Source organism: Kutzneria sp. 744, from assembly GCF_000568255.1.
Lineage (GTDB): Bacteria > Actinomycetota > Actinomycetes > Mycobacteriales > Pseudonocardiaceae > Kutzneria.
This window is the reverse complement of the sequence record NZ_KK037166.1, coordinates 646415-667297: the sequence shown is the minus strand read 5'-3', so window position 1 is coordinate 667297 and position 20883 is coordinate 646415. Positions and strand designations below refer to the sequence as shown.

General features: G+C 69.7%; 16 protein-coding genes and 2 pseudogenes. 8 read left to right on the top strand and 10 right to left on the bottom strand.

Features of this window, described 5'->3' with window-relative positions; genetic code table 11:
• Positions 1–14: 14 nt before the first annotated feature.
• Together KUTG_RS65060 and KUTG_RS03035 are read right to left on the bottom strand one after the other, a co-directional pair.
• Positions 15–374: a cellulose binding domain-containing protein gene (locus KUTG_RS65060; protein WP_255361008.1), complete on the bottom strand. Its 360-nt coding sequence runs from the start codon at positions 372–374 to the stop codon at positions 15–17.
• A pseudogene (locus tag KUTG_RS03035) lies at positions 363–2219 on the bottom strand (glycoside hydrolase family 3 protein); the annotation flags it as partial. The gene KUTG_RS65060 and the pseudogene KUTG_RS03035, both read right to left, overlap by 12 nt.
• Before the next feature lie 345 nt (positions 2220–2564).
• Here KUTG_RS03035 and KUTG_RS03030 point away from each other — a divergent pair.
• Both KUTG_RS03030 and KUTG_RS65895 read left to right on the top strand, forming a co-directional pair.
• Complete coding sequence (locus KUTG_RS03030) at positions 2565–4772, top strand: glycoside hydrolase family 9 protein (protein WP_369794428.1); 2208 nt, start codon at positions 2565–2567, stop codon at positions 4770–4772.
• Positions 4769–5251, top strand: a complete 483-nt coding sequence (locus KUTG_RS65895; protein ID WP_369794427.1) for a cellulose binding domain-containing protein — start codon at positions 4769–4771, stop codon at positions 5249–5251. The genes KUTG_RS03030 and KUTG_RS65895 overlap by 4 nt, the downstream gene beginning before the upstream one ends.
• A 51-nt stretch (positions 5252–5302) precedes the next feature.
• On the opposite strand, the gene KUTG_RS03025 is transcribed toward KUTG_RS65895, so the two are convergent.
• Together KUTG_RS03025 and KUTG_RS03020 are read right to left on the bottom strand one after the other, a co-directional pair.
• Positions 5303–6403: a ricin-type beta-trefoil lectin domain protein gene (locus tag KUTG_RS03025; RefSeq protein ID WP_043714738.1), complete on the bottom strand. Its 1101-nt coding sequence runs from the start codon at positions 6401–6403 to the stop codon at positions 5303–5305.
• A 110-nt stretch (positions 6404–6513) separates the two neighbouring features.
• On the bottom strand, positions 6514–7275 hold the full coding sequence (locus KUTG_RS03020) for a GH12 family glycosyl hydrolase domain-containing protein (protein WP_043728082.1): 762 nt from the start codon (positions 7273–7275) through the stop codon (positions 6514–6516).
• A gap of 107 nt (positions 7276–7382) precedes the next feature.
• Here KUTG_RS03020 and KUTG_RS63065 point away from each other — a divergent pair.
• Both KUTG_RS63065 and KUTG_RS65890 read left to right on the top strand, forming a co-directional pair.
• Positions 7383–8528: pseudogene (locus tag KUTG_RS63065) on the top strand (glycoside hydrolase family 44 protein); the annotation flags it as partial.
• Between the two features lie 73 nt (positions 8529–8601).
• Positions 8602–9627 (top strand): cellulose binding domain-containing protein, encoded by a 1026-nt coding sequence (locus KUTG_RS65890; RefSeq protein ID WP_369794426.1) that lies wholly within the window; start codon positions 8602–8604, stop codon positions 9625–9627.
• A 221-nt stretch (positions 9628–9848) separates the two neighbouring features.
• Here KUTG_RS65890 and KUTG_RS52800 read toward each other — a convergent pair whose 3' ends face one another.
• The 3 genes from KUTG_RS52800 to KUTG_RS03000 all read right to left on the bottom strand — a co-directional run bounded on the left by KUTG_RS52800 (position 9849) and on the right by KUTG_RS03000 (position 12637).
• Positions 9849–10940 (bottom strand): glycoside hydrolase family 26 protein, encoded by a 1092-nt coding sequence (locus KUTG_RS52800; protein WP_157494290.1) that lies wholly within the window; start codon positions 10938–10940, stop codon positions 9849–9851.
• Between the two features lie 92 nt (positions 10941–11032).
• The gene (locus tag KUTG_RS03005; protein ID WP_043728079.1) at positions 11033–12352 is read right to left on the bottom strand and encodes a cellulose binding domain-containing protein; all 1320 of its coding nucleotides are present in this window, start codon (positions 12350–12352) and stop codon (positions 11033–11035) included.
• Between the two features lie 60 nt (positions 12353–12412).
• Complete coding sequence (locus KUTG_RS03000) at positions 12413–12637, bottom strand: hypothetical protein (protein ID WP_157494288.1); 225 nt, start codon at positions 12635–12637, stop codon at positions 12413–12415.
• Here KUTG_RS03000 and KUTG_RS02995 point away from each other — a divergent pair.
• The 3 genes from KUTG_RS02995 (at position 12636) to KUTG_RS02985 (ending at position 16685) form a co-directional block, all read left to right on the top strand.
• Positions 12636–13967, top strand: a complete 1332-nt coding sequence (locus tag KUTG_RS02995) for an RICIN domain-containing protein (protein ID WP_043728077.1) — start codon at positions 12636–12638, stop codon at positions 13965–13967. The two genes, KUTG_RS03000 and KUTG_RS02995, sit on opposite strands and share 2 nt — an antisense overlap.
• A 509-nt stretch (positions 13968–14476) precedes the next feature.
• Positions 14477–15550: a DUF1996 domain-containing protein gene (locus KUTG_RS02990; RefSeq protein WP_157494286.1), complete on the top strand. Its 1074-nt coding sequence runs from the start codon at positions 14477–14479 to the stop codon at positions 15548–15550.
• 163 nt (positions 15551–15713) lie between these two features.
• Positions 15714–16685: an NHL repeat-containing protein gene (locus KUTG_RS02985; protein ID WP_043714734.1), complete on the top strand. Its 972-nt coding sequence runs from the start codon at positions 15714–15716 to the stop codon at positions 16683–16685.
• A gap of 110 nt (positions 16686–16795) precedes the next feature.
• On the opposite strand, the gene KUTG_RS02980 is transcribed toward KUTG_RS02985, so the two are convergent.
• The 3 genes from KUTG_RS02980 to KUTG_RS02970 form a co-directional block, all read right to left on the bottom strand.
• Positions 16796–17341, bottom strand: a complete 546-nt coding sequence (locus tag KUTG_RS02980) for a TetR/AcrR family transcriptional regulator (protein ID WP_084578824.1) — start codon at positions 17339–17341, stop codon at positions 16796–16798.
• The gene (locus KUTG_RS02975; protein WP_043714730.1) at positions 17334–18347 is read right to left on the bottom strand and encodes a hypothetical protein; all 1014 of its coding nucleotides are present in this window, start codon (positions 18345–18347) and stop codon (positions 17334–17336) included. The genes KUTG_RS02980 and KUTG_RS02975 overlap by 8 nt, the downstream gene beginning before the upstream one ends.
• 131 nt (positions 18348–18478) lie before the next feature.
• Entirely contained in the window at positions 18479–19618 is a 1140-nt protein-coding gene (locus KUTG_RS02970) for an extracellular catalytic domain type 1 short-chain-length polyhydroxyalkanoate depolymerase (protein ID WP_232240621.1), read from the bottom strand.
• Between the two features lie 329 nt (positions 19619–19947).
• Here KUTG_RS02970 and KUTG_RS02965 point away from each other — a divergent pair, with 329 nt between their 5' ends.
• Positions 19948–20772: a PaaX family transcriptional regulator gene (locus KUTG_RS02965; protein WP_084580958.1), complete on the top strand. Its 825-nt coding sequence runs from the start codon at positions 19948–19950 to the stop codon at positions 20770–20772.
• The last annotated feature ends 111 nt before the right edge of the window (positions 20773–20883 follow it).

Sequence of the window (20883 nt, the reverse complement as noted above, 5' to 3'; positions counted from 1 at the left end):
CACGGCAACTTTGGTCAGGAGCAGGCCATGGTCGGAATCGCGGCGGTGCCGGTGCCGGTGAGTCCGAAGGTGGCCGACGCGCCGGGCGCCAGTGTGCCGTTCCAACTCGCGTTGCGAATGGTGACTGCCGTCCCGGCTTGGGTGTACGTGCCGTTCCACACGTTGGTGACGGTCTGACCACCCGGCCACGTCCACGACACGGTCCACGCGCTGATCGGCGCGCTACCCCGGTTGGTGACCGTCACCGCGGCCTGGAAGCCGCCCTGCCACGTGCTGGTGACCGAGTAGTCCGCCGCGCACCCGCCGGGCCCAGGGCTGGTGGTCGTAGTCGTGGTCGGGGGTGGTGTGGCCGTACCGCCGCCGGGGTAGGTCAAGCCGTATCCCAGTGGGAACAACGGAGTCTGGCCGTCGCCGTCATTGATCGGCTCCTGGGAGCTGCTGCTCGGCCAGGTCACCGGCAGCTTCCCGGTCGGCGCGTAGTCGCCGAACAGCACGTCCGCCACGCCGTTGCCTTCGGTGCCGGGCAGCCACGCGGCGATCAGCGCGTTCCAGTTCGGCAGCTGCGCGGCGATGTCCAGCGGGCGGCCGGACACCAGCACCACGACCACCGGCACCCCGGACGCGCGCAGCCGCGACAGCGTGGCGAGGTCCTCCTGGTCGAGGCCGAGGCCACCGGGCCGGTCGCCCTGGCCCTCCGCGTACGGAGTCTCGCCGATGACTGCGACCGCGGCCGTGTAGCCATTGGTGATGCCGTTGCCGTAGCGGTCGTAGGTGACCGACCCGGATCCGGCCACGGCGCTGCGAATGCCTTGCAGGACCGTGGTTCCGGGCGTGGTGTTGCCGCTGCCGCCCTGCCAGCTGATGGTCCAGCCGCCGCTCTGGTTGCCGATGTCGTCGGCGGACTTGCCGGCCACGAACACCTTGGACGACTTGGCCAGCGGCAGGATCCCGCCCGCGTTCTTCAGCAGCACCTGCGACTCTCGCACGGCCTGTCGGGCCAGCGCGCGGTGGTCGGCGGACCCGACCGTGGCGGTGTAGGAGCGGTCGGTGTACGGGTGCTCGAACAGGCCGAGCTGGAACTTCTTGGTCAGGATGCGACGGTTGGCGTCATCGATCCGGGACCGCGCGATGTGCCCGTTGTTCACCTCGGCGCGCAGGGTGTTGAGGAAGCCCTTGTAGTCGGTGGGCACCATGACCATGTCGATGCCGGCGTTGACGGCGGCGTCGACGTCGGCGGCGGAGAACCCGGACTGGCCGTCGATCTGGTCGATGCCGGCCCAGTCGGACACCACGAACCCGCCGAAGCCCAGTTCTCCCTTGAGCAGGTCGGTGATCAGGTAGTGGTTGCCGTGGTCCTTGACCCCGTTCCAACTGCTGAAGGAGATCATCACCGAGCCCACGCCCTTGTCCACCGCGGCCTTGAACGGCGGCAGGTGGATGGCCCGCAGGTCCGCTTCGGACAGTTGGGTGTTGCCCTCGTTGACGCCGCCGGTGGTGCCGCCGTCGCCGATGTAGTGCTTGGCGGTCGCCAGCACCGACGCGGGACCACCCAGCGTGGCGCCCTGCAGGCCGGTGATGATGGACGTCATGGCGGTCGGGATCTCCGGCACTTCGCCGAACGACTCGTAGGTGCGGCCCCACCGGTCGTCGCGCGCCACGCACAGGCAGGGGGCGAAGTCCCAGTCGATGCCGGTGCCGGACACCTCCTCGGCGGTGGCGTGGCCGATCCGCTGCGCGAGGTCGGCGTCGCGGGTCGCGCCGAGGCCGATGTTGTGCGGGAAGATCGTTGCGCCGTACACGTTGTTGTGCCCGTGCACGGCGTCCGCCCCGTAGATCATCGGGATGCCCAGCGAGGTGGACAGCGCGATGCGCTGGAAGTTGTCGTACATGTCGGCCCAGGACTGGGCGGTGTTCGGGCTGGGCGCGGATCCGCCGCCGGACAGCACCGAGCCGACCCGGTAGGTGGCGAGGTCGCTCTGCGGGTTCAGCGCGGCGCGCTCGGCCTGCGTCATCTGGCCGAGTTCGTCGTCGAGCGTCATCCGGGACATCAGGTCGTGCACCCGGTCGGCGACCGGCAGCGACGGGTCCTGGTAGGGCAGGCCGCCGGCCGGCAGCGTCGTCGGCGCGGGGTGACCGGCGGCCACGGCGACGGTGATCGACAGCGTGGCGAGCGCGGCAGCGGCCAGCGCGAGCAGGGCGCGGGGCGGACGTCGTGGCACGGGCACCTCCGGATGGCGCGGAACTTCGGTTGCCGGGCTTCGTCATCGCGGCGTGAGTGGCCGCCACGCGGGACGGTGTGGCGGGCGCCTCGGAAGAACGGACCGGCCGCCCGGATGACGTCAACTTCGTCTGGGAGCGCTTCCAGTTTGGTCACTGTAACGCGACCTGTCGGTCATGTGAATAGCGTGTTCCGGCACCTGTGGCGTGGTTTCCGCCGGGCAGTTGGTGCGAATGGTCGTGCGAGACACCGCCGAACCGCGCAGTGTTGGCGCTGATGCTTTACACGGCTGACTCGGCTCCCTACCTTCTCGTGCTGGAAGCGCTCCCAGAATCGAGGAGGCGCAGTGCCCGCTTCGACGATGAAGGCGGTGCCCCGAGCGCTCGTGGCGCTGCTCGTGCTCGGTTTGGCGGTGGTGATTCCCGGGCTGTCCCCGACCGCTCCGGCCGCCACCGGCAGGTTCAACTACGCCGAGGCCCTCCAGAAGGCGATCTGGTTCTACGACGCGCAGCGCTCCGGCGTGCTGCCGGCCGACAACCGGGTGTCCTGGCGCGGCCCGTCCGCCCTCGACGACGGCAAGGACGTCGGCGTCGACCTCACCGGCGGCTTCTACGACGCCGGAGACCACGTCAAGTTCGGCCTGCCGTTCGAGTTCAGTATGACCATGCTCGCCTGGGGCGCGCTGGACAACCGCGCCGCCTACCAGAATTCCGGCCAGTGGCGGTACCTGCTGTCGAACCTGCGCTGGGGCGACGACTGGCTGATCAAGGCGCACCCGCAGCCCGACGTGCTCTACGGCCAGGTCGGCAAGGGCGACGACGACCACAAGTGGTGGGGCCCCGCCGAAACCATGGCCATGGCCCGACCCGCCTACCGCGTCGACCCGTCCTGTCCCGGTTCCGATCTCGCCGGCGAGGGCGCCGCGCAGATGGCCGCCAGCTCGCTGGTGTTCCAGGCCGACGACCCCGCCTACGCGGCCACCCTGCTCACCCACGCCAAGCAGCTCTACTCGTTCGCCGACAACTACCGCGGCGTCTACTCCGACTGCATCACCGACGCCCAGAACTTCTACAAGTCCTGGAGTGGCTACCAGGACGAACTGGTGTGGGGCGCGATCTGGCTCTACAGGGCCACCGGTGACGCCGGCTACCTGGCCAAGGCCCGCGCCGCCTACGAGAAGCTGTCCACCGAGCCGCAGACCACCACCCGCTCCTACCGGTGGACGTTGGCCTGGGACGACAAGTCCTACGGCGCCTACGTGCTGCTCGCCCAGCTCACCGGCGACCCGGAGTACGTCGCCGACGCCGACCGCTGGCTGGACTGGTGGACCACCGGGGTCAACGGCCAGCACGTGCCCTACTCCCCGGGCGGCGAGGCCGTCCTCGACCAGTGGGGCTCGCTGCGGTACGCCGCCAACACCGCGTTCGTCGCCCTCACCTACTCGGACTGGCTGCGGGCGAGCGATCCCGTCCGTGCCACCACATACCACGACTTCGCCGTGCGGCAGATCAACTACGCGCTCGGTGACAACCCTCGCGGCGCGAGCTTCGAGGTCGGGTTCGGTGTGACCCCGCCCCGCAACCCGCACCACCGCACCGCGCACGGCTCCTGGGACGACAACATTCTCGACCCCACGCTGAGTCGGCATGTGCTGTACGGCGCGCTCGTCGGCGGCCCCACCGCCGCCAACGACGCGTACACCGACGACCGCACCAACTACACGATGAACGAGGTGGCGCTCGACTACAACGCCGGCTTCACCGGCGCGCTGGCCCGGCTCTACGGCGAGTACGGCGGCGTGCCACTGGCCGACTTCCCGCCGAGGGAAACCCCGGACGGCCCGGAGATCCTGGCCCAGGGCGCGCTCAACCAGCCCGACGGCAGCACGTTCACCGAGGTCAAGGCGTACGTGATCAACAAGTCGGCGTGGTCGGCACGCACGTTCACCGGCTCGCTGCGCTACTACTTCACGCTCGACGGCGGCACCACGCCCAGCCAGATCTCGGTCACTTCCGCCTACAACCAGTGCGACGCGCCGACTTTGCACCAGTTCTCCGGCGCGGTGTACTACGTCGAGGTGCCGTGCTCCGGCGGCGTCGCCCCCGGCGGCCAGTCCCGCTACCGCAAGGAGGTGCAGTTCCGGATCACCAGCACCGGAACCTGGGACCCCGGCAACGACTGGTCGCACACCGGCCTTGGCGCCAGCGGGACAACGCCCGTGGACGACCCGCGCCTCGTGCTCGCGCAGGGTTCCTCGGTGCTGTGGGGCGACCAACCTGGCCAGTCCACAGTGGACACCGTGCCGCCGACCACGCCCATCGGACTCACCGCCACGGCCGGCAGCACCAGCGTCGGCCTCAGCTGGACCGCCGCCACCGACAACGTCGGCGTCGCCGGGTACGACGTGCTGAATGCGGCCGGCGCGGTGGTCGGCAGCAGCACGACCACCAGCTACCAGGTCACCGGCCTCCCCCCGGCACCGCGTACACGTTCTCGGTGCGCGCCCGGGACGCCGCCGGCAACCAGTCACCGGCCAGCAGTCCGGTGTCGGTGACCACCACGACCGGCGGCGGCAATCCCGGGTCCGGCACACTCGCCGTGCAGCAACGCGGTGGCAGTGGCACCGCCGACAGCCAGATCAGGACCAGCCTTCAGATCGTCAACCGGGGCAGCACGGCCGCAGCCCTCGACGGCGTCACCGCGCGCTACTGGTTCACCGGCGACGCCACCAACCCGGGCTACCAGATCTGGTGCGACTACGCGGTTCTCGGCTGCGGAAGCGTCACGCTGCGCGTCGTGAAGCTCAGCACCCCGCGCCCGGGAGCCGATGCCTACGTCGAGATCAGCTTCAGCGGCGGCGCCCTTGCCGCCGGCGCGAGCACCGGCGAGATCCAGGTGCGGGTGGCCAAGTCCGACTGGTCGGCCTTCAACCAGGCCAACGACTACAGCTACCGCACGGCGGGGTCGTTCACCGACCTCGCCACCGCCACCGCCTATCAGTCCGGCGCCCTCGCCTGGGGTGTCGAACCCTGACCACCTCGGCCGCCGGCATCACGAGCCCGTGATGCCGGCGGCCGTGGCCGGTCAGAACGGCGACGGTTGCGTCCACCGCTGGTTGGCCTGGCCGTTGCACGACCACAGGATGATCTTCGTGCCGTTCGCGGTGCCCTGTCCCGACGCGTCGAGGCAGAGTCCGGACTGGACGCCGCTGACGGTGCCGTTGGAGTTGACCCGCCATTGCTGGTTGGGCTGCCCGTTGCAGTCCCACACGACGACCTGGGTGCCGTTGGCGGTGCCCTGGCCGTAAGCGTCAAGGCACTTGCTCCCGTAGACCGACAGCTGCCCGCTGGACGTGACCGTCCACAGTTGACTCGCCCGGTTGGCGCAGTCGGCCAACTGCGCCTGTGCGCCATTGGTGTCCTGCGCGTCCACGCACCGGCCCGACTGGGCGCCGACGAGCTCCCGGCCCGATGGCACGACGGGATCGCCGATGCTGCCGGGCACCGAGCGCAGCGCGGTGAACCAGACCGTGGCCATCTTGTCGTAGCCGGCGGCGGTGGGGTGGATGCCGTCGACGAGGTCCGCGGCGGTCAACGCCGAGTGCATGTCCACCAGGTGCACGTGTTTGCCCGCGGCCACCTTGCTCTGCACGATGCCCGGGATCGCGGCGTTGTACCTCTGGACGGCCTGCTCCTGCCCGGAGTTGGCGAGCGGGATGATCGTCGCGACGAACACCTCGGCCGTCGGCGCCGTCGCGGTGATGTGGTCGATCAGCCCGGACAGGCGGTTGGGGGCGTTGGCCACGTCGTCGTTCTGGAGGATGTCGTTGGTGCCGATGTGCAGCAGCACGCTGTGCGGGGTGGTGTTGCGCAACCAGGTGACGATGTTCGCGTCGATCTGGTCGATGCGCCACCCCGAGTGGCCCTCGTGGTCGTGGTCGCCGAGGGAGGCCGGGCCGTTGGACAGCGACCCGACGAAGTCCTCGCGGTAGTTGGCGGCCACGAACCGCTGCCAGAGTCCGATCCGGTAGCCGCCGGGAGTCTGGACGCCGTCGGTGATGGAGTCGCCCAGCGGCATGATCCGGACCCCGCCGTTGGACTCGGCGGCGGCCGTGCCGAAACCGAGCAACGCGCTGGTGGCCAGGGCCACCAGCGCCGCGGCGAGCAATCTGAGCCCTGTTCGCATTGTCTGTCCCCTCGGTGGTCACGAGATGACGTTGGTGGATCCGATGATCCGGGTGGCCGCCGTGGACGGCGAGCCGACCCGGACCCGTGGACCTGTGGACCCGCGGTGGGTCAGCTCACCGAGGTGCTGAAGGACTGCACACCGAGGCCGGCGCCGCCCTGCCAGGGCTCGAAGCCGAACTGGATACTGGTGAGGTACCAGGACCGGCTGATCTTGCCGCGCCCCACCGAGTCCGAGGTGAACGCGCCGATGTCGACGTTCAGCGAGGTCGTGGGCGAGGTGCGGACGTAGCTGATGACGTTCCAGCCGACGTTGCCGAACCAGACGTCCCAGCTCGCACCGCCGATCGACACGGTGGCGATCCTGGACCCGATCGGCTGCGGAGCGCCCTGGTGGTTGCCCCAGATCATCAGCTCGGCGCCGGTGTTCTGCCCGGACGGGTTCGAGTTCGGGTCGAACCAGATGTCGTACGCCGCATCCCACTGTCCGCCCGCGACGGTGTAGGCGACGGAGGACCGCACCGAGTGGAAGTTGGCCACCTGGCGGGGAAGCCCGCTGCCGCTGGTGCAGTTGCCGTAGTGGCAGCCGGCGTAGATGGACGGGTAGGACGCGGGTGCGCCGTTGGTCGGCTTGTTGTGGTTGGCCGTGGTGATCGTGAACCCGTCGTCGCGGACGGAAAGGCACTGCGTGGTGTCGTCGCCCCACTCGTCGTTCTGCACGATGTAACGGCCGCCCGACACCCGGACGGATCCGTACTTGTCGCAGAGCTGGGTGTCGGCACCGGCGGCTGACGTGGTCGTCAGGGTGGTCGCACCGGCAAGCAGGGCGGCCGCCCCGAGCACGACCGTCGTCCTCCACAGCCTTGACAACATCAACACTCCCTTGTGGTGGCGAGCAGGTATGGAAGCGCTTCCACACGGAGCGTGCCCAACCGTGGACGGTTCGTCAACCGGTCGAGCCGCACCACGACGACGGCGCCATGCGATCGTTGCCGGCTAACGGCTTCCCTCGTGAAAGTTTCAGAGTCGGCACGTCCGACCGGCCGGCAGCCGAATCGCCCACCGCGGCGAAACGACATCACCGCCGGGCCTGGCGGGAAGGCGGCGCGTGCCACGGTTGGCCTGCCCCTCTACGGGGACGGCTGCGGCGAAAGGCACTGACACGCCGACGCGGCAACGGTTTTTCGATGGTGACGGTGGTCGTCGGCGACTTGACGGATGCCGCATGCGCTCAAGCATTCTGTCGCCAAGTCAACAACGTCCGCGCACAGGACCGGGTGGAGGCGTCCGTGGTGGGTACTCGGCGATGGCGGAGGCGACAACCGGTGACGGCCGTCGGCTTGGCGGCTGCTGTCCTGGCAATGATGTTCACGGCCCCGGCGGCAACGAACGCCGCGGCGACGACCGGGCCTGCGCTGTCGGTGGACGTCTCCGCCGCCCGGCACGCGATCAGTCCCGACATCTATGGCCTCAACGGCGGCGATCCGGCGTTCAGCGCCGAGATCGGCCAGTCGGTGGCCCGCTGGGGCGGCAACGCGTCCACCCGCTACAACTTCAAGAACCACACCTACAACACCGGCAGCGACTGGTACTTCGAGAACATCGTCGCCGACGACCAGCACTCCGTGGAGGGTGTGGTCAAGTCCGATCTCGACCGCGGCATCAAGCCGGTCGTCACTGTGCCCCTGATCGGCTGGGTGGCCAAGGACTCGCCGTCGTCGCACCCGTTCACCTGTGGCTTTCCGGCCACCCGGTTCCCTCAGCAGGACGGTTTCGACCAGTGGGACCCGAACTGCGGCAACGGCCAGCTCAACCAGCAGAAGCTCACCGGCGTGCCCACCGACACCTCGATCCCGCAGGACGCGTCGTTCGACGGCGAGATGGCCTCGCACCTGGTGAGCCAGTTCGGCACGGCGGCGCAGGGCGGCGTGCCGATCTACGAGCTCGACAACGAGCCGGTGCTGTGGTCCAGCACGCATCGCGACGTGCATCCCGAGGCGGTCTCGGACGACGAACTGGGCAACAAGGGCACCGCGGCCGCCGCGGCGATCAAGGCCGCCGACCCGAGCGCCGCGGTCCTCGGCCCGTCCGGCTGGGGATACTGCGAGTGGGTCGCGTCCGGGGTGGACGGCTGCGGTCCGGGCGCCGACTCGGCCGCGCACGGCGGGCTCAACCTTTCCCAGTGGGTACCTCAAGAACATGAAGGACTACAGCGACGCCCACGGCCGGCGCTACCTGGACTACTTCGACCAGCACTACTACCCGCAGATCAGCGGCGACAAGGACCCCGCGTCCGACGCGTTGCGGCTGCGCTCCACCCGGTCGCTGTGGGACCCGACCTACGTCGACGAGTCCTGGATCGGGCCCAGCGGGGTCAACGCGCCGCCGCTGCAGTTCATCCGCACCATGAAGTCGTGGGTCGCCCAGTACAACCCGGGCACCAAGACCGCCATCACCGAGTACAACTGGGGCGCGCTGGACGACATCAACGGCGCGCTGGCCGAAGCCGACGTCCTGGGCATCTTCGGACGTGAGGGCCTGGACCTGGCCACGCTGTGGGGCGAGCCCAAGCCGACCGATCCGGCGGCCTACGCGTTCCGGATGTACCGCGACTACGACGGCGCGGGCAGCCGGTTCGGCGACGTCAGCGTGTCGTCGAGCTCGGCCGACCAGGGGCAACTGGCGGTGTACGCGGCGCAGCGCTCCGCCGACAAGGCGGTGACCGTCATGGTCGTCAACAAGACCGGCGGCGACCTGACCTCGCCGTTGTCGGTGGCCGGGTTCGACAATGCCGGCGCGGCGCAGCGGTTCACCTACGGTCCGGGCAATCTGGGCGGCATCGTGCGCGGCAGCGATCTCCAGGTGAGCAATGGTCACGTCGACGCGACGTACCCGGCGAACTCCATCACGCTGTTGGTCCTGCCGGCGGCCGGGTGCTCCGCGAGCCTGCACGTCAACGGCGACTGGAACACCGGCCACGTGGCGACGGTGACCATCACCAACGACCGTCGCACGGCGATGACCGGATGGCGCGTCAACTGGACGTGGCCCGGCGACCAGCAGGTCACCAACTCGTGGAACACCACCCTGACGCAGAACGGCGCCACCGTGGTCGCCAGAGACGCCGGATGGAACGGCTCGATCGGCGCCGGCGGTAGCACGACGTTCGGGATCGAGGCCACGGGGCCGGCGGCATCACCGACGCTGACCTGTACCCCCACCTGAGCCGACCCACGCAGCGGGCCGAATACAGATTAGTGAGCCGTCGTCAGCGAGCACAGATCCGGGCAGCACGTCGGTGACGACCAGTGCGCGGTAGTAGTGGGCGAGCGCGGCAGGCAGGGACAATCTCAGGCCCAGTCGGTTGGCGACGATTCACCAGCGCCAGGCAGTGGACAGCCGGGTCACAGCGCCGGCGGCCTTCCGACATGACGTGGGAGAAGGACTTACTCGGGCAGTGGCCGGAAGGTGCGTGGCACCGCGGCCGCCGCACAGCCGGCCGCGGTCGCCCATCGCCGGTGGTCGCCGGAGCCGAGGAGCTCCCGGAGCCCGGGCAGACCCGGGGTGAGCGACCAGCGTTCCTCCTTGTCGATGTCGAACCAGGTGAGCAGGCGCAGGTTGGGGAACCGGCCGGCGGTCAGCTCGGCGATCATCGCGGCGACCCAGTCGCGCTTGCTGCCGCCGTCCTCGCTGCTGGCGAACTCGGGCAGCATCACCGGTTTGCCGGGATCGATGGCGCGGGCCCGGGCGTAGGCCGCGGCGAAGGTGTCGACGAAGCTGGTCCAGTGGTCGACGTTCGGGTCCCAGGACGGGCCGAAACCCCAGTTGTAGCCGTCGATCCCGATCCAGTCCACGTACGCGCCGCCGGGATAGGCGAGCGCCTCGTCGTTCCAGTCGGCGGCGGGGCTCGCCCCGTTGTTGTAGGCCCAGCACCACTGGACGTTGTGCGCGCCCTGGGCACGCACGATGTCGTGCACGCGCCGGTAGGCCCGCACGAAGGCCCGCGGATCCTGGTTGTTGGTGGCGACCGCCCACGGATACCAGTTGCCGTTGAACTCGTGGCCCCAGCGCACGATCAGCGGTTTGCCGTACCGTGCGAACTCGCGGCCGCGCGCGGCGATGTAGTCGTCCCACTGCCCACTTGTGATGGCTGCCAACGTGATCTGCTTGGGGTCGGTCAGCGCGAGTGTCGGATCCCAAGGCTCCCAGGTAAAGTGCGGAAGCACGTTGCGCCGCCAGAGCGCCTCGGCCGTGGCCACGGGGAACGCGGCCCGGCGGCCCCAGTTGTCGAACCACATGACGCTGGCGGGCACGGCGCCGTAGTCGGCGAACGCGCTGGCCGGCACGGTCGACTGGTCGGCTACTTCCCGGAACAGACCGAAGTAACGCTGTTGGTCGGGCAGCGGGCCGGCGACGGGACCGTGACTCGGTGCGGCGGCGTTGGCCACCGCCTCGTTGCCGGCGGCAGCCATGAGCGCGGTGATCGACGCCGTGCGGAGAAGTGCGCGTCGAGACAGGGGAAAGCCTGGTTCGGGCATCGGATCTCCGTTGCTCGGGGACGGCTGTGGGAGCGCTTCCATGTATACCCCGACCGGCTTCGTTCGGACAACGTTCGGGCGCCGGACGGGACTCAGGCCGCCCGGCACGTCAGGTTGGTCAGCGCCTGATCGGCGCCGTTGACGGTCATGCCCCAGCTCGTGCTGCCGCCGGCCGCGATCGTGCCGTTGTAGCCGGCGTTCCTGGCGCTCAGCCGCGCACCGGACTGGGTGACGGTGGCGTTCCACGAGTTGACGAGGGTCTGGCTGCCGGGGAAGGCGCCGTCGACGGTCCAGGACGTGGTCGGCGTCGTCCCGGTGTTGGTGACGGTGACGCTCGCCTGGAAACCGCCGGACCAGGTGCTGGTGATCGACTCGGTCGCCGTGCAACCGCCGGGCGGCGGCGTGGTGGACGAGGGTGGGGGCGTGGTCGTCGTGGTGCCACCACCGCCGCCGTCGCCGGTGGTGTAGCTGACCTGTGTGTACGGTGCGGAACACTGCCCGGAGCAGGATGCCGGCAGCGAGAACGTGTACACCCGGCCGTTGTTGACCAGCGTGTCGTCGGCGTCCAGCACACGGATCTGGAACTGGCTGCCGCCGGAGGTGGTGGGGGACAGGACGTACGCCTGCCCCATGTCACCGTCCATCACGGCGTTGGTCCACGCGCCGTTGGCGTAGTACTGCACGCCGTGGATGCCGTTGGGCAGGTGGGAGATCGCGGTCGCGCCCCACCAGGTCTGCGCGCCCTGCAGAAAACCGATCTGGATGTCGCCGGTGTAGTTCGGCGTCGGCACGAACTGCCAAGAGATGTGCCGGTTGTTCCAGTGGTCGGCCAGCCCGCTGCCGACCGGGGCGCCGTTCGACACGAACCGGCTCAGCGAGTCCTGGTGCAGGTCCAGGTGGTGCGGATCGTCGCGGCACCACGCGTTGGAGTCGGCGCAGCTGTCCGCGACCAGCATCGTCAGCGTGGCCCCGTTGTACCGGTCGCCGACCCAGGAGCCGTTGCGGCAGAACGGTTGGCTCTGCGCGCCGTCGTTGGTGCCGGTGCAGTAGTCGCCGATCGTGACCTGGACGTACCGGTCGCAGTTGAGGCCGTTGTCGAACATGCCCAGGATGCCGGACTGCGACGCCGGCACCGGGCGCGGGTGCGTGGCGTAGTCGCCGGGCGTGTTGAACACGTTGAGCGCCACGAAGTCCTGGCTGTCCAGGTTGGCCTGCGGCATCCCGCAACCGCCGTACGGCGCGCCGAGTCCGCTGAAGTAGGTGGCGTTGCCGGTGACCGGCGACGGCGTGCCGGCGACGTCGAGCGCGGCGGCGGGTGTCTGGAACAGCAGCAGTCCGACGACGGCCGCGAACGCCGTCGCCGCCAGCACCCTCGCGCCGAGCACGAGTCTGGTCCCGCGCGACCTGCCCATGATCACCCCTTCCGAACGTTGCTCGTCGGCGTTCATTGCGCGGCGCGGCTCCGACGGATGTCAACGGCAGGGCGCCGTCGCCACGAAGAATCCCGGCTCACCGATGAAACTTTCCGGAACGACGCCGGTGACCGGGGCGATGGCGGCCGCGTCGAACGGATCGAAACCGGCGAGTGGCCAGCGGCGATTCGGCGGCGGCGATTCGCGCCGTCGGCCGGCGTCGTTGATGTCGCGCAGGCGGCTTGTCACGCTCGGGGGAATGTCCGCGGCGGTGGAGGCGATCATGCGACGAAGCAGGAAGACGAGCCGGGTGACCGCGATCGTCGTGGCCGTCCTGGCCGTGGCGACCACACTGGCCGCGGGCGTGCTCGCGGCGCGGCCCGCCCTCGCCCAGGCACGGGACGTCACGGCCGGCAATCCGTACCAGCGCGGCCCCGATCCGACGGTGGCGATGATCGAGGCCAGGACCGGGCCGTTCGCGACGGCGTCGGCGAGCGTGCCGGCGGGCTACGGGTTCAACGGCGGAATGGTGTATTACCCGACCGACACCAGCCTGGGCACCTGGGGTGCGCTGGCGATCGTGCCCGGCTATTCCGCGCTGTTCGCCAACGAGGAAGCATGGATGGGGCCGTGGTTGGCCTCGTTCGGGTTCGTGGTGATCGGCGTGGAGACGACCACCCGCACCGACAGCGCCGACGCCCGCGGCACGGAACTGTTGTCCGCGTTGAACTATCTGACCACGCAGAGCCCGGTGCGCGATCGGGTCGACCCGAACCGGCTGTCGGTGCTCGGCCATTCCGCGGGTGGTGCCGGGGCGATGCTCGCGGCGCAGCGGCAGCCCACGCTGAAGGCCGCGGTCGGCCTCGCGCCCGGCTCGCCGGTCGGAAACCTGTCGCTGGCCACGGACACGGTGCCGACGATGGTGATCGGCGGCCAGAACGACAGCGTCGTCACGCCGTCCTACCTCAGCGGCCTCTACGCCACCATGCCCGCCTCGACCCAGAGCGCCTTCGCCCAGATCGCCGGCGCCGACCACGTCTACTACACGCGCCCCAACAACGTCGAGACGAAACTGCTGATCCCCTGGCTGAAAACCTTCCTGGACAACGACACCCGGTACGTGCCGTTCCTGTGCCCGGCGCCGCCCGATCCCAGCTCCCTGTCGATGTACGTCCCGAAGTGCCCGTACGTGCCCGGCGGCAGCGGACCGGGCGGCGGCGGGAACACCGGCGCGCTGCACGCCGTGGGCGCGGCCAAGTGCCTTGCCGCACCGTCGTCCGGCACACCGGGCACGCAGCTGACCATCGGCACGTGCGACGGGCAGGCGCGGCAGACCTGGACGCGGACCGCCACCGACCAGCTGACCGTCACGACGGCCGGTGCCACGCTGTGCCTGGACGCCAGCGGCCAGGGCGGCAGTCCCGGCACCAAGGCGATCGTCTGGTCCTGCAACGGCCAGGCCAACCAGCACTGGAACGTCAATTCCAACGGCACCGTCACCAGTGCGCAGTCCGGGCTGTGCCTGGATGTCACCGGCGGCTCCACCGCCGAGGGCGCGCCGGTCGAACTGTGGACCTGCAACGGCGGCGGCAACCAGCAGTGGCATCTCGGCTGACGCCTGCCGCAGCCGGCGCACCCGGACATCGTGTCCGACAGCCGAGATCCCCGCTGAGAGCCGGTCACGGAGTGCGGTCATGAGCCGCCCCGGGCCGGCTTTCAGCGCCGGGTTCGACTGACCTGGTCGACCCGTGACGTCGCGCGTGTCCGACACCATCGCGTGGACGGATAAACCCGACTCCGGTCGTACGTTGATTGGTCACGTGGCCGACCTCATGACGGATTCTGATGTCTTCTCGAATGTTTCGGCGTTTCCGCTTACGCGGTGGAGCCGATTACGGTTCGCCCTTTGTGTGCTCGTAATGATCTGGAAAGAAGTGTTACGGGTTTGGTTATGGTTGCCCGTGTCGTCGGCTTAGGCGCTACCGTTCCTTCTGTGCGGTAGTCCTTAGTGGCTATTGCTGATCCAAACGTGGATCGCATATCCCTATTTCTCGACGACGATGCCCGGCGTCGGCCCCGGCGGTCGAGGCGGGCGTCGAACTTCGCAGGACGAGGTGAGAATCAGTGTTCGCAGGACTCAGAACTCCATGGCCGCGCGGTATTCGGCTGACCGCGGTGATCGGCGGTCTCGTGCTCGCCGCGGGTTCGGCCGTCGGGGTCGGCGTCGCGGCCCAACTCGGTGACGCCCACGCCGCCACCGACGCCGATTCGCCCCAGATGGCCGGCGTGCTGTCCCAGCTCGCCGCCAACGCGACGTCCGCGGCCGGCAAGGCCGGCCCCTTCGCCAAGGACTTCATCGACATCACCAAGGTCGCCCCCAACCGTTCCACGGCCGTGAGCGGCGCTGCCGGCACCCTCACCGAGAACTGCGGCACCGATCAGAACAACCATCACAACTCCGACAACTTCATCGTGACACCGGGCGTGGATCACGGGGCCGCACACGTGCACGACTACGTCGGCAACCGCACCACGACGGCCCGCTCCACCGACCGCAGCCTGGCCGCGGGCGGCACGACCTGCGCCAACGGCGACAAGTCGACCTTCTACTGGCCGGTGCTCCGGATCCAGAAGGAGGCCAACGGCACGGTCGACAACCAGCAGACCGCCGACGCTCCCGGCAATATCGGCCGGGTGATCGAGCCGGCATCGGTGACCATCCGGTTCGGCAGCGGCGGCGCGAGCAGAGTGTCGCCGGCGCCGCAGTTCCTGCGCTCCATCACGGGTGACGCCAAGGCCGCCACCAACGGGCCGGCCAACGCCCGGCCGACCTGGACGTGCACCGGCTTCACCAACCGTGTCACCCAGAAGTACCCGGTCTGCCCGCGGAACAGCCAGGTCGAGCGGATCATCGACTTCCCCAACTGCTGGGACGGCAAGAACCTGGATTCGGTCGATCACCGCGCGCATCTCGTTTTTCCCAAGGCCAACGGCACCTGCCCGAAGTCGACGAGGGCCGTGCCACAGCTTGAGTACCAGTTGGTGTATCCGGTGCCGGCCGGTTCGTTGTTCGCCGTGGACGGCTTCGCCGGACAGTTTCACAGCCCGTCGACCGACCACGGCGACTGGGAGAACGTGATGACCGCTGCCCAGATGAACGGCGTGGTGAGCTGCGTCAACAACGGCCGCAAGTGCTGAGCGGAGTCGCGTCGGACACAGGGAGGTGATTGTCGAGAGCCGAGCGCTCGGTGCTCGTCGAACCACGAGCGCCGGGCGCCTCGGCCGGAACCGGCCCATTCCAACCATTACCGATTGCTTACCCGTTTGGCTGATCCACCGCCGGAGAGGGCAGGGTGGCGGGATGCGACGCGTGGTGGCCGGACTTGCCGTGACTCTGCTGCTCGCCGGCTGCTCGACGCCGGGCGAACGGCCGCCGGCCGCGGAGCCCGCCGCCGCGCCCACTACCGACCGACCACCGGCCGGCCGCATCGTGCACGTCGGCGACCAGGCCGAGGGCATCGTGGCCGATGCGACGACCCACGTGGTGGCGGTGGCCACCAGGAATCCGTACGAGCTGGTCCTGCTGGACGCGAACAGCGGCGACGTCGTGCACCGGACATCGCTGCCGGGCCAGCTGCGGCACCTTCAGCTGAAGGCCCAGGGTGGTCCGGTGCTGGTCCCGGACGAGGGGTCGGGGCGGCTGATCGAGGTCGCGCTGCCCGGCGGCGACATCACCGCGAGCGTGTCGGTCGGTACCTTTCCGCACGACGCGACCGCGGCCGCCAACGGCACCGTGTTCGTTTCCAACGAGCACGGCCACAGCGTCGTGGCTGTGCGCGGCGGCAAGGTCGTGCAGACGTTCACGATGCCTGAGCAGCCTGGCGGCATCGAGACGATCGGCGACACCGTGGCTATGGTCGACGTCCGTGACGCGACGTTGACGGCCTACGACGCCGACAAGCTCACGCAGCTCGGCTCCGTGCCGGCCGGCAACGGCCCCACCCACATCGTCGCCGACAACGAGGGCCGTTTTGTTGTCGTGGACACGCGGGGCAACGCCCTGTTGGCCTTCAAGGATCTCAAGCCGGCTGGCTCGCTTTTGTTGCCTGGCACCCCGTATGGCGCGGCTTTCGACCGGGCCCGTGACCGGATGTGGGTCACGCTGACCGGCGCCAACGAGGTCGTCGGCGTCGACTTGGCCGGCGCGCAGTTGAAGATCGGGGCCCGGTTTCCGACGGTCCGCCAGCCCAACACGGTCGCGGTGGACAGCGGCACGGGCCGGGTTTTCGTCGCCGGGGCCGCCGACGGTGTCGTGGAGATCATCGATCCGTGACAACCGCTCGCATGGGCGTGCTGGCGGCGTCTGCGGGAAACACCATCTGATCACTGAAGGGCACGGTATCCCGCTGCCGGAGGCGAACATTCCCCCTGTGCCGGGTGCGCCTACCCGGCTGGATGTGCCAGTAGCGCTGCCGTCACGACCTTGTCGGCGAAGGCATGGTCCACCTCGGCGTGGCCGGTGAGCAGGCGGTAGTGCAGGGGTGCGAAGACCAGGTCCAGCACCAGGTCCGGGTCGCCGGCGGTGATCAACGCTCGGAGGGGTTCACGGCGGGGCAGGAACCAGTGCTCGCGCAGCGAGGCGGCGAGGTCGGGGTCGCTCTGGGCGGCGCCGAGGAGCTCGCACAGCAGGGCTCCGAGCCTCGTGCCGACGTAGAGGTCGACGAAGTGCCGGGCATGGGCGCGGAGTGTCTCGGCGAGGCTGGCGGGGGACCCGGGCGGCGGGGTGCTGCGGGCTCGGGCGAGGAAGGCCTCCAGGGCCACGGCGTTCTTGCCGGGCCACCAGCGGTAGATGGTGCGCTTGCCGACGCCGGCCTTCGCGGCGATGGCATCCACGCTGACGGCCGACCAGCCGCCGGTCACGAGAAGTTCCCACGTGGCGTCGAGAACGGCCTGGTGCACCTGGGGATTGCGACGGGACTGGTCAGGCACGGCGGTTCACCTGCGTGACCCGCTCCACGAGCTCGGCGTACGGCTCGTCCCATGGGTCCTTCAAACCGAAGCCCCGCTGGGGATTCTCCACGTAACCGCACCAGTGCCAGCCGAGTATCCAGTCCTCGGCGGCGAACGTCGTCGCCAGCAGCTCGTACCCCTCGGCGCGGGCCGCCTGGTCGGGTTCGCTGCCGGTCCGATGTGGACTCATCGTGGTCGGGCACCAGTTGCCGGTGTCGGCCACGAGCACCGGCAGCCCGGTCCGGTCGTGCCAGCGGGAGATGGTCGTCATGGCGGAATCCACCGCCCGGCCGGGAAAGGTCTGCACGGACAGCACGTCCACGTGCTCCGTCATGGCGTCGAGCACCGGATCCGGCGCGCCGGCACGCGTTCCGTAGCGATCGCCGAGGATCAGGTGGTTCGGGTCGTGCCGGCGGATCGCCTCGGTCGCCACCCGGTAGTAGGCGCGGGCGCTGTCCTCCAGCGGGCCGTCCCAGCCGGCCCCGGTCGAATGCCCCGACCACGCCGGGCCGTCGACCAGGAAGTACCCCAGCAGCAACGGGTCGTCCGGGCGGCAGGTCGTCCGGGCCAGGTGGTCGCAGTACTCGGCGAAATCCCGCGACCGCGGGTCCCGGTAGGCCGGATATCCGTTCCAGCTCTCGATTTCCGCCACCCGCAACGCCAGCGTGTACGGCATGCCGGCGTCGGCGAGGGCCTCGCCCGGGATGCCCGCCGAGTGCGGCAGGTCGACCGGCGCGCCCGAGGTGCCCAGGCCCGTGCCGCTGATGTACTCCGGGGTCCAGCCGATGGTGGTGAAGCCCCACGCCCGCAGGTCCGGCACGAGCCCCTCCCGCAGCCACCGCCGCCGCGAGCCGCCGTACCGCGAGCGCCAGATCTCCCGGTTGTGCGGGTAGCGCAGGTTGGTGTCGTCGGCGTGCGAGATGCCGATGGACCGGAACGGCCGGCCGTCCGGCGAGGTCAGCCGTCCGTCGGTGAGCCTGAACATGGAATGAGGATACGATCCGGTTCGTCTCCCTTGCAACTCGCGCCGGACCTCCGGCCGCGGGCACCACCCGGTGCTGAGCGCGCTAGGGGGCTGCCGGGCGGTGCGCCCGGCAGCCCCGCGTCTCGGACGGTTCAGGCGGCGGTGCAGGACATGCCGTTGAGGGTGAACGAAGCGGGTTTGCCGGTATCGCCGGTGTGGGTGGCCTGGAAGCCGATGGTGGTCGAGGCGTTCGGCGCGATCATCGCGTTCTGTGTGGCGTCACGCGCCGTCACCTGGCCCGATGATGGCGAGTAGGTGGCGTTCCAACCGGATGTGATGGCCTGTCCGTCGGGCAGGGTGAAGACCAGGGACCAGCCGTTGATCGGGCTGGTGCCGGTGTTCGTGATGGTGATGTTCTCGGTCAGACCGGTGTTCCAGGCGTTCACCGTGTCCGTGACGCGACAGGTGCCGGACCCGGGTGGCGGATTGCCGGAACCGGTCAGACCGAAGAACGCCACGGCGTAGGCCGCCATGCCGGCCGCCGGCAGGCTGTGCCCGGCGCCCTGGATGCTGTACGCCTCCACCTGGACGGCGCCGGCGGAGTCGGCGTAGCGACGGCGGTCCCAGCCGGACTGCGGGCTGTCCGTGGACGTCGGTGTCTGGCTCAGCCCGAACACGTTGGTCCACTGCTCGATTTCCTCCTGCAGCAGTGAGTACGGCACGAGCGGGTCGGCGGTGCCGTGCCACAGCTGCATTCGCGGCCGGGGACCGGTGTAGCCGGGATACGCCTGCCGGACCGCGTCGCCCCACTGCTGTGGGGTCCGGTTCATGCTGCCGCCGGTGCACTTGCTGCTGCCGGGCGGAAAGTCGGCGGCGTTGGCGAAGCAGTTGAAGGGCACGCCCATGAACGCGGCGCCGGCCTTGAACACGTCCGGGTAGAGGGCGAGCATCTCGTTGGTCATCATGCCGCCGGAGGACGATCCGGTGGCGAATACCCGGTTCGGGTCGCCGCCGTAGTGCTGCTCGACGTAGGTCACCATCGAGACGATGGAGACCGGGTCGCTGCCGCCGCCGCGGTGCTTGGCCGCGTCCGACCAGGTGTCGAAGCAGTTCCCGAAGCCGGCCTGCTGCTCGGCGCTCGGGTAGATGACGACGAAGCCGTACCGGTCGGCCAGCGCGGCGAACTCGCTGCTGGCGTAGAAGCCGGGTCCGGAGCCGCCGCAACCGTGCATGGCGACCACGACCGCCGGTGTGGCCGGGTGCGAGTTCGGCACGTAGACGTGCATGCGCATGCCGCCCGGGGTTGCTGCCGAAGTTGGTCACCTCCAGCAGTGACGCGGCCGCCGCCCGTGGAGCGAGGGCAACGCCGGTGAGGGTGATCAACAGGGCACTGACGAGCGTCACGAGCGCGGTTCTGGTTCCAGTCATCGTGGGCCCTCCGTCGGGGACTCGTCGCCGGGGACGTTAGGCACGACGGTGACGGCCGTCAACGAAGTGCCGAACGTTGCCGCTGTGCCGCCGGCATTTCCCTGGTACTTCGCCGATCGTGCGCGGTAACTTTCATTGCCCGGCCGGGTGATGATCGCCAGCCCGCGGCGAACGGCAGGCGAGAGGAGTGGCGATGGTGGCGGCCGTTGCTCCTTCCGGCGGCGCGGCCGTGCGGCCGGAGGCACTGCTGCTCACCTTGTTCGGGGACTACGTGCTGGATCGCGGCATCGCCGTGTCGACCGGCGGTGTCATCGCCGTGCTCGGGCGCCTCGGTGTGAGCGAACGCGCGACCCGGGCGACGCTGAGTCGGATGAGCCGCCGTGGCCTGCTTCGGACGATTCGTCAAGGCCGCCAAGCATTTCTCGGCCTCACTGCGCACGGCGCCGCGGTGCTGCGCGACGGGCAGCGCAAGCTCGACGGCGACATCGTCGAGCGGCACTGGGACGGCCGGTGGACCCTGCTCACGTTCTCGCTGCCGGAAAGCCGCCGCGCCGATCGGCATGCCCTGCGGACCCGGCTGGGCTGGTTCGGCTTCGGACCGTTGCGCAGCGGCCTGTGGGTCTCGCCCTCGGCCGAGGACATCTCGGTGGCGCTGGCCGAGCTCGACCTCTTGGCGCACACCGAGGTGTTCCGGGCGGAGGCGTTCATGTGGACCGATCCGGCCCGCATCGCCCGCGAAGCCTGGGACCTGCCCGAGATCGCCGCCGGATACGACCGGTTCCGCCGGCGGTGGACCGACACGGCTGCCGAGGAGTTCGACGAGCTGTCCCGGCGGGTCCGGCTGGGCGCGGAGTGGTTGCTGCTGATCCGCCGCGATCCGGTGCTGCCAGCGGCTCTGCTGCCGGCGGACTGGCCGGGAGTGCGTGCCGCGGCTGTGTTCCGCACCCTGCGCCAGCAGTGGGCGGGTCCGGCCGACAGCCTGGCCCGAGCGATACTCACGGCAGTGGTGGACGAATGATGGCGCCGGGCCGGACGTGGGACGGGACTCCCGTGGTCTCGGCGCGAAAAAGCCGTTGCTCTTCGATTTCCTTCGATGCAAGCCTCGGTCCGTCCTGACCTCGCGATCGAA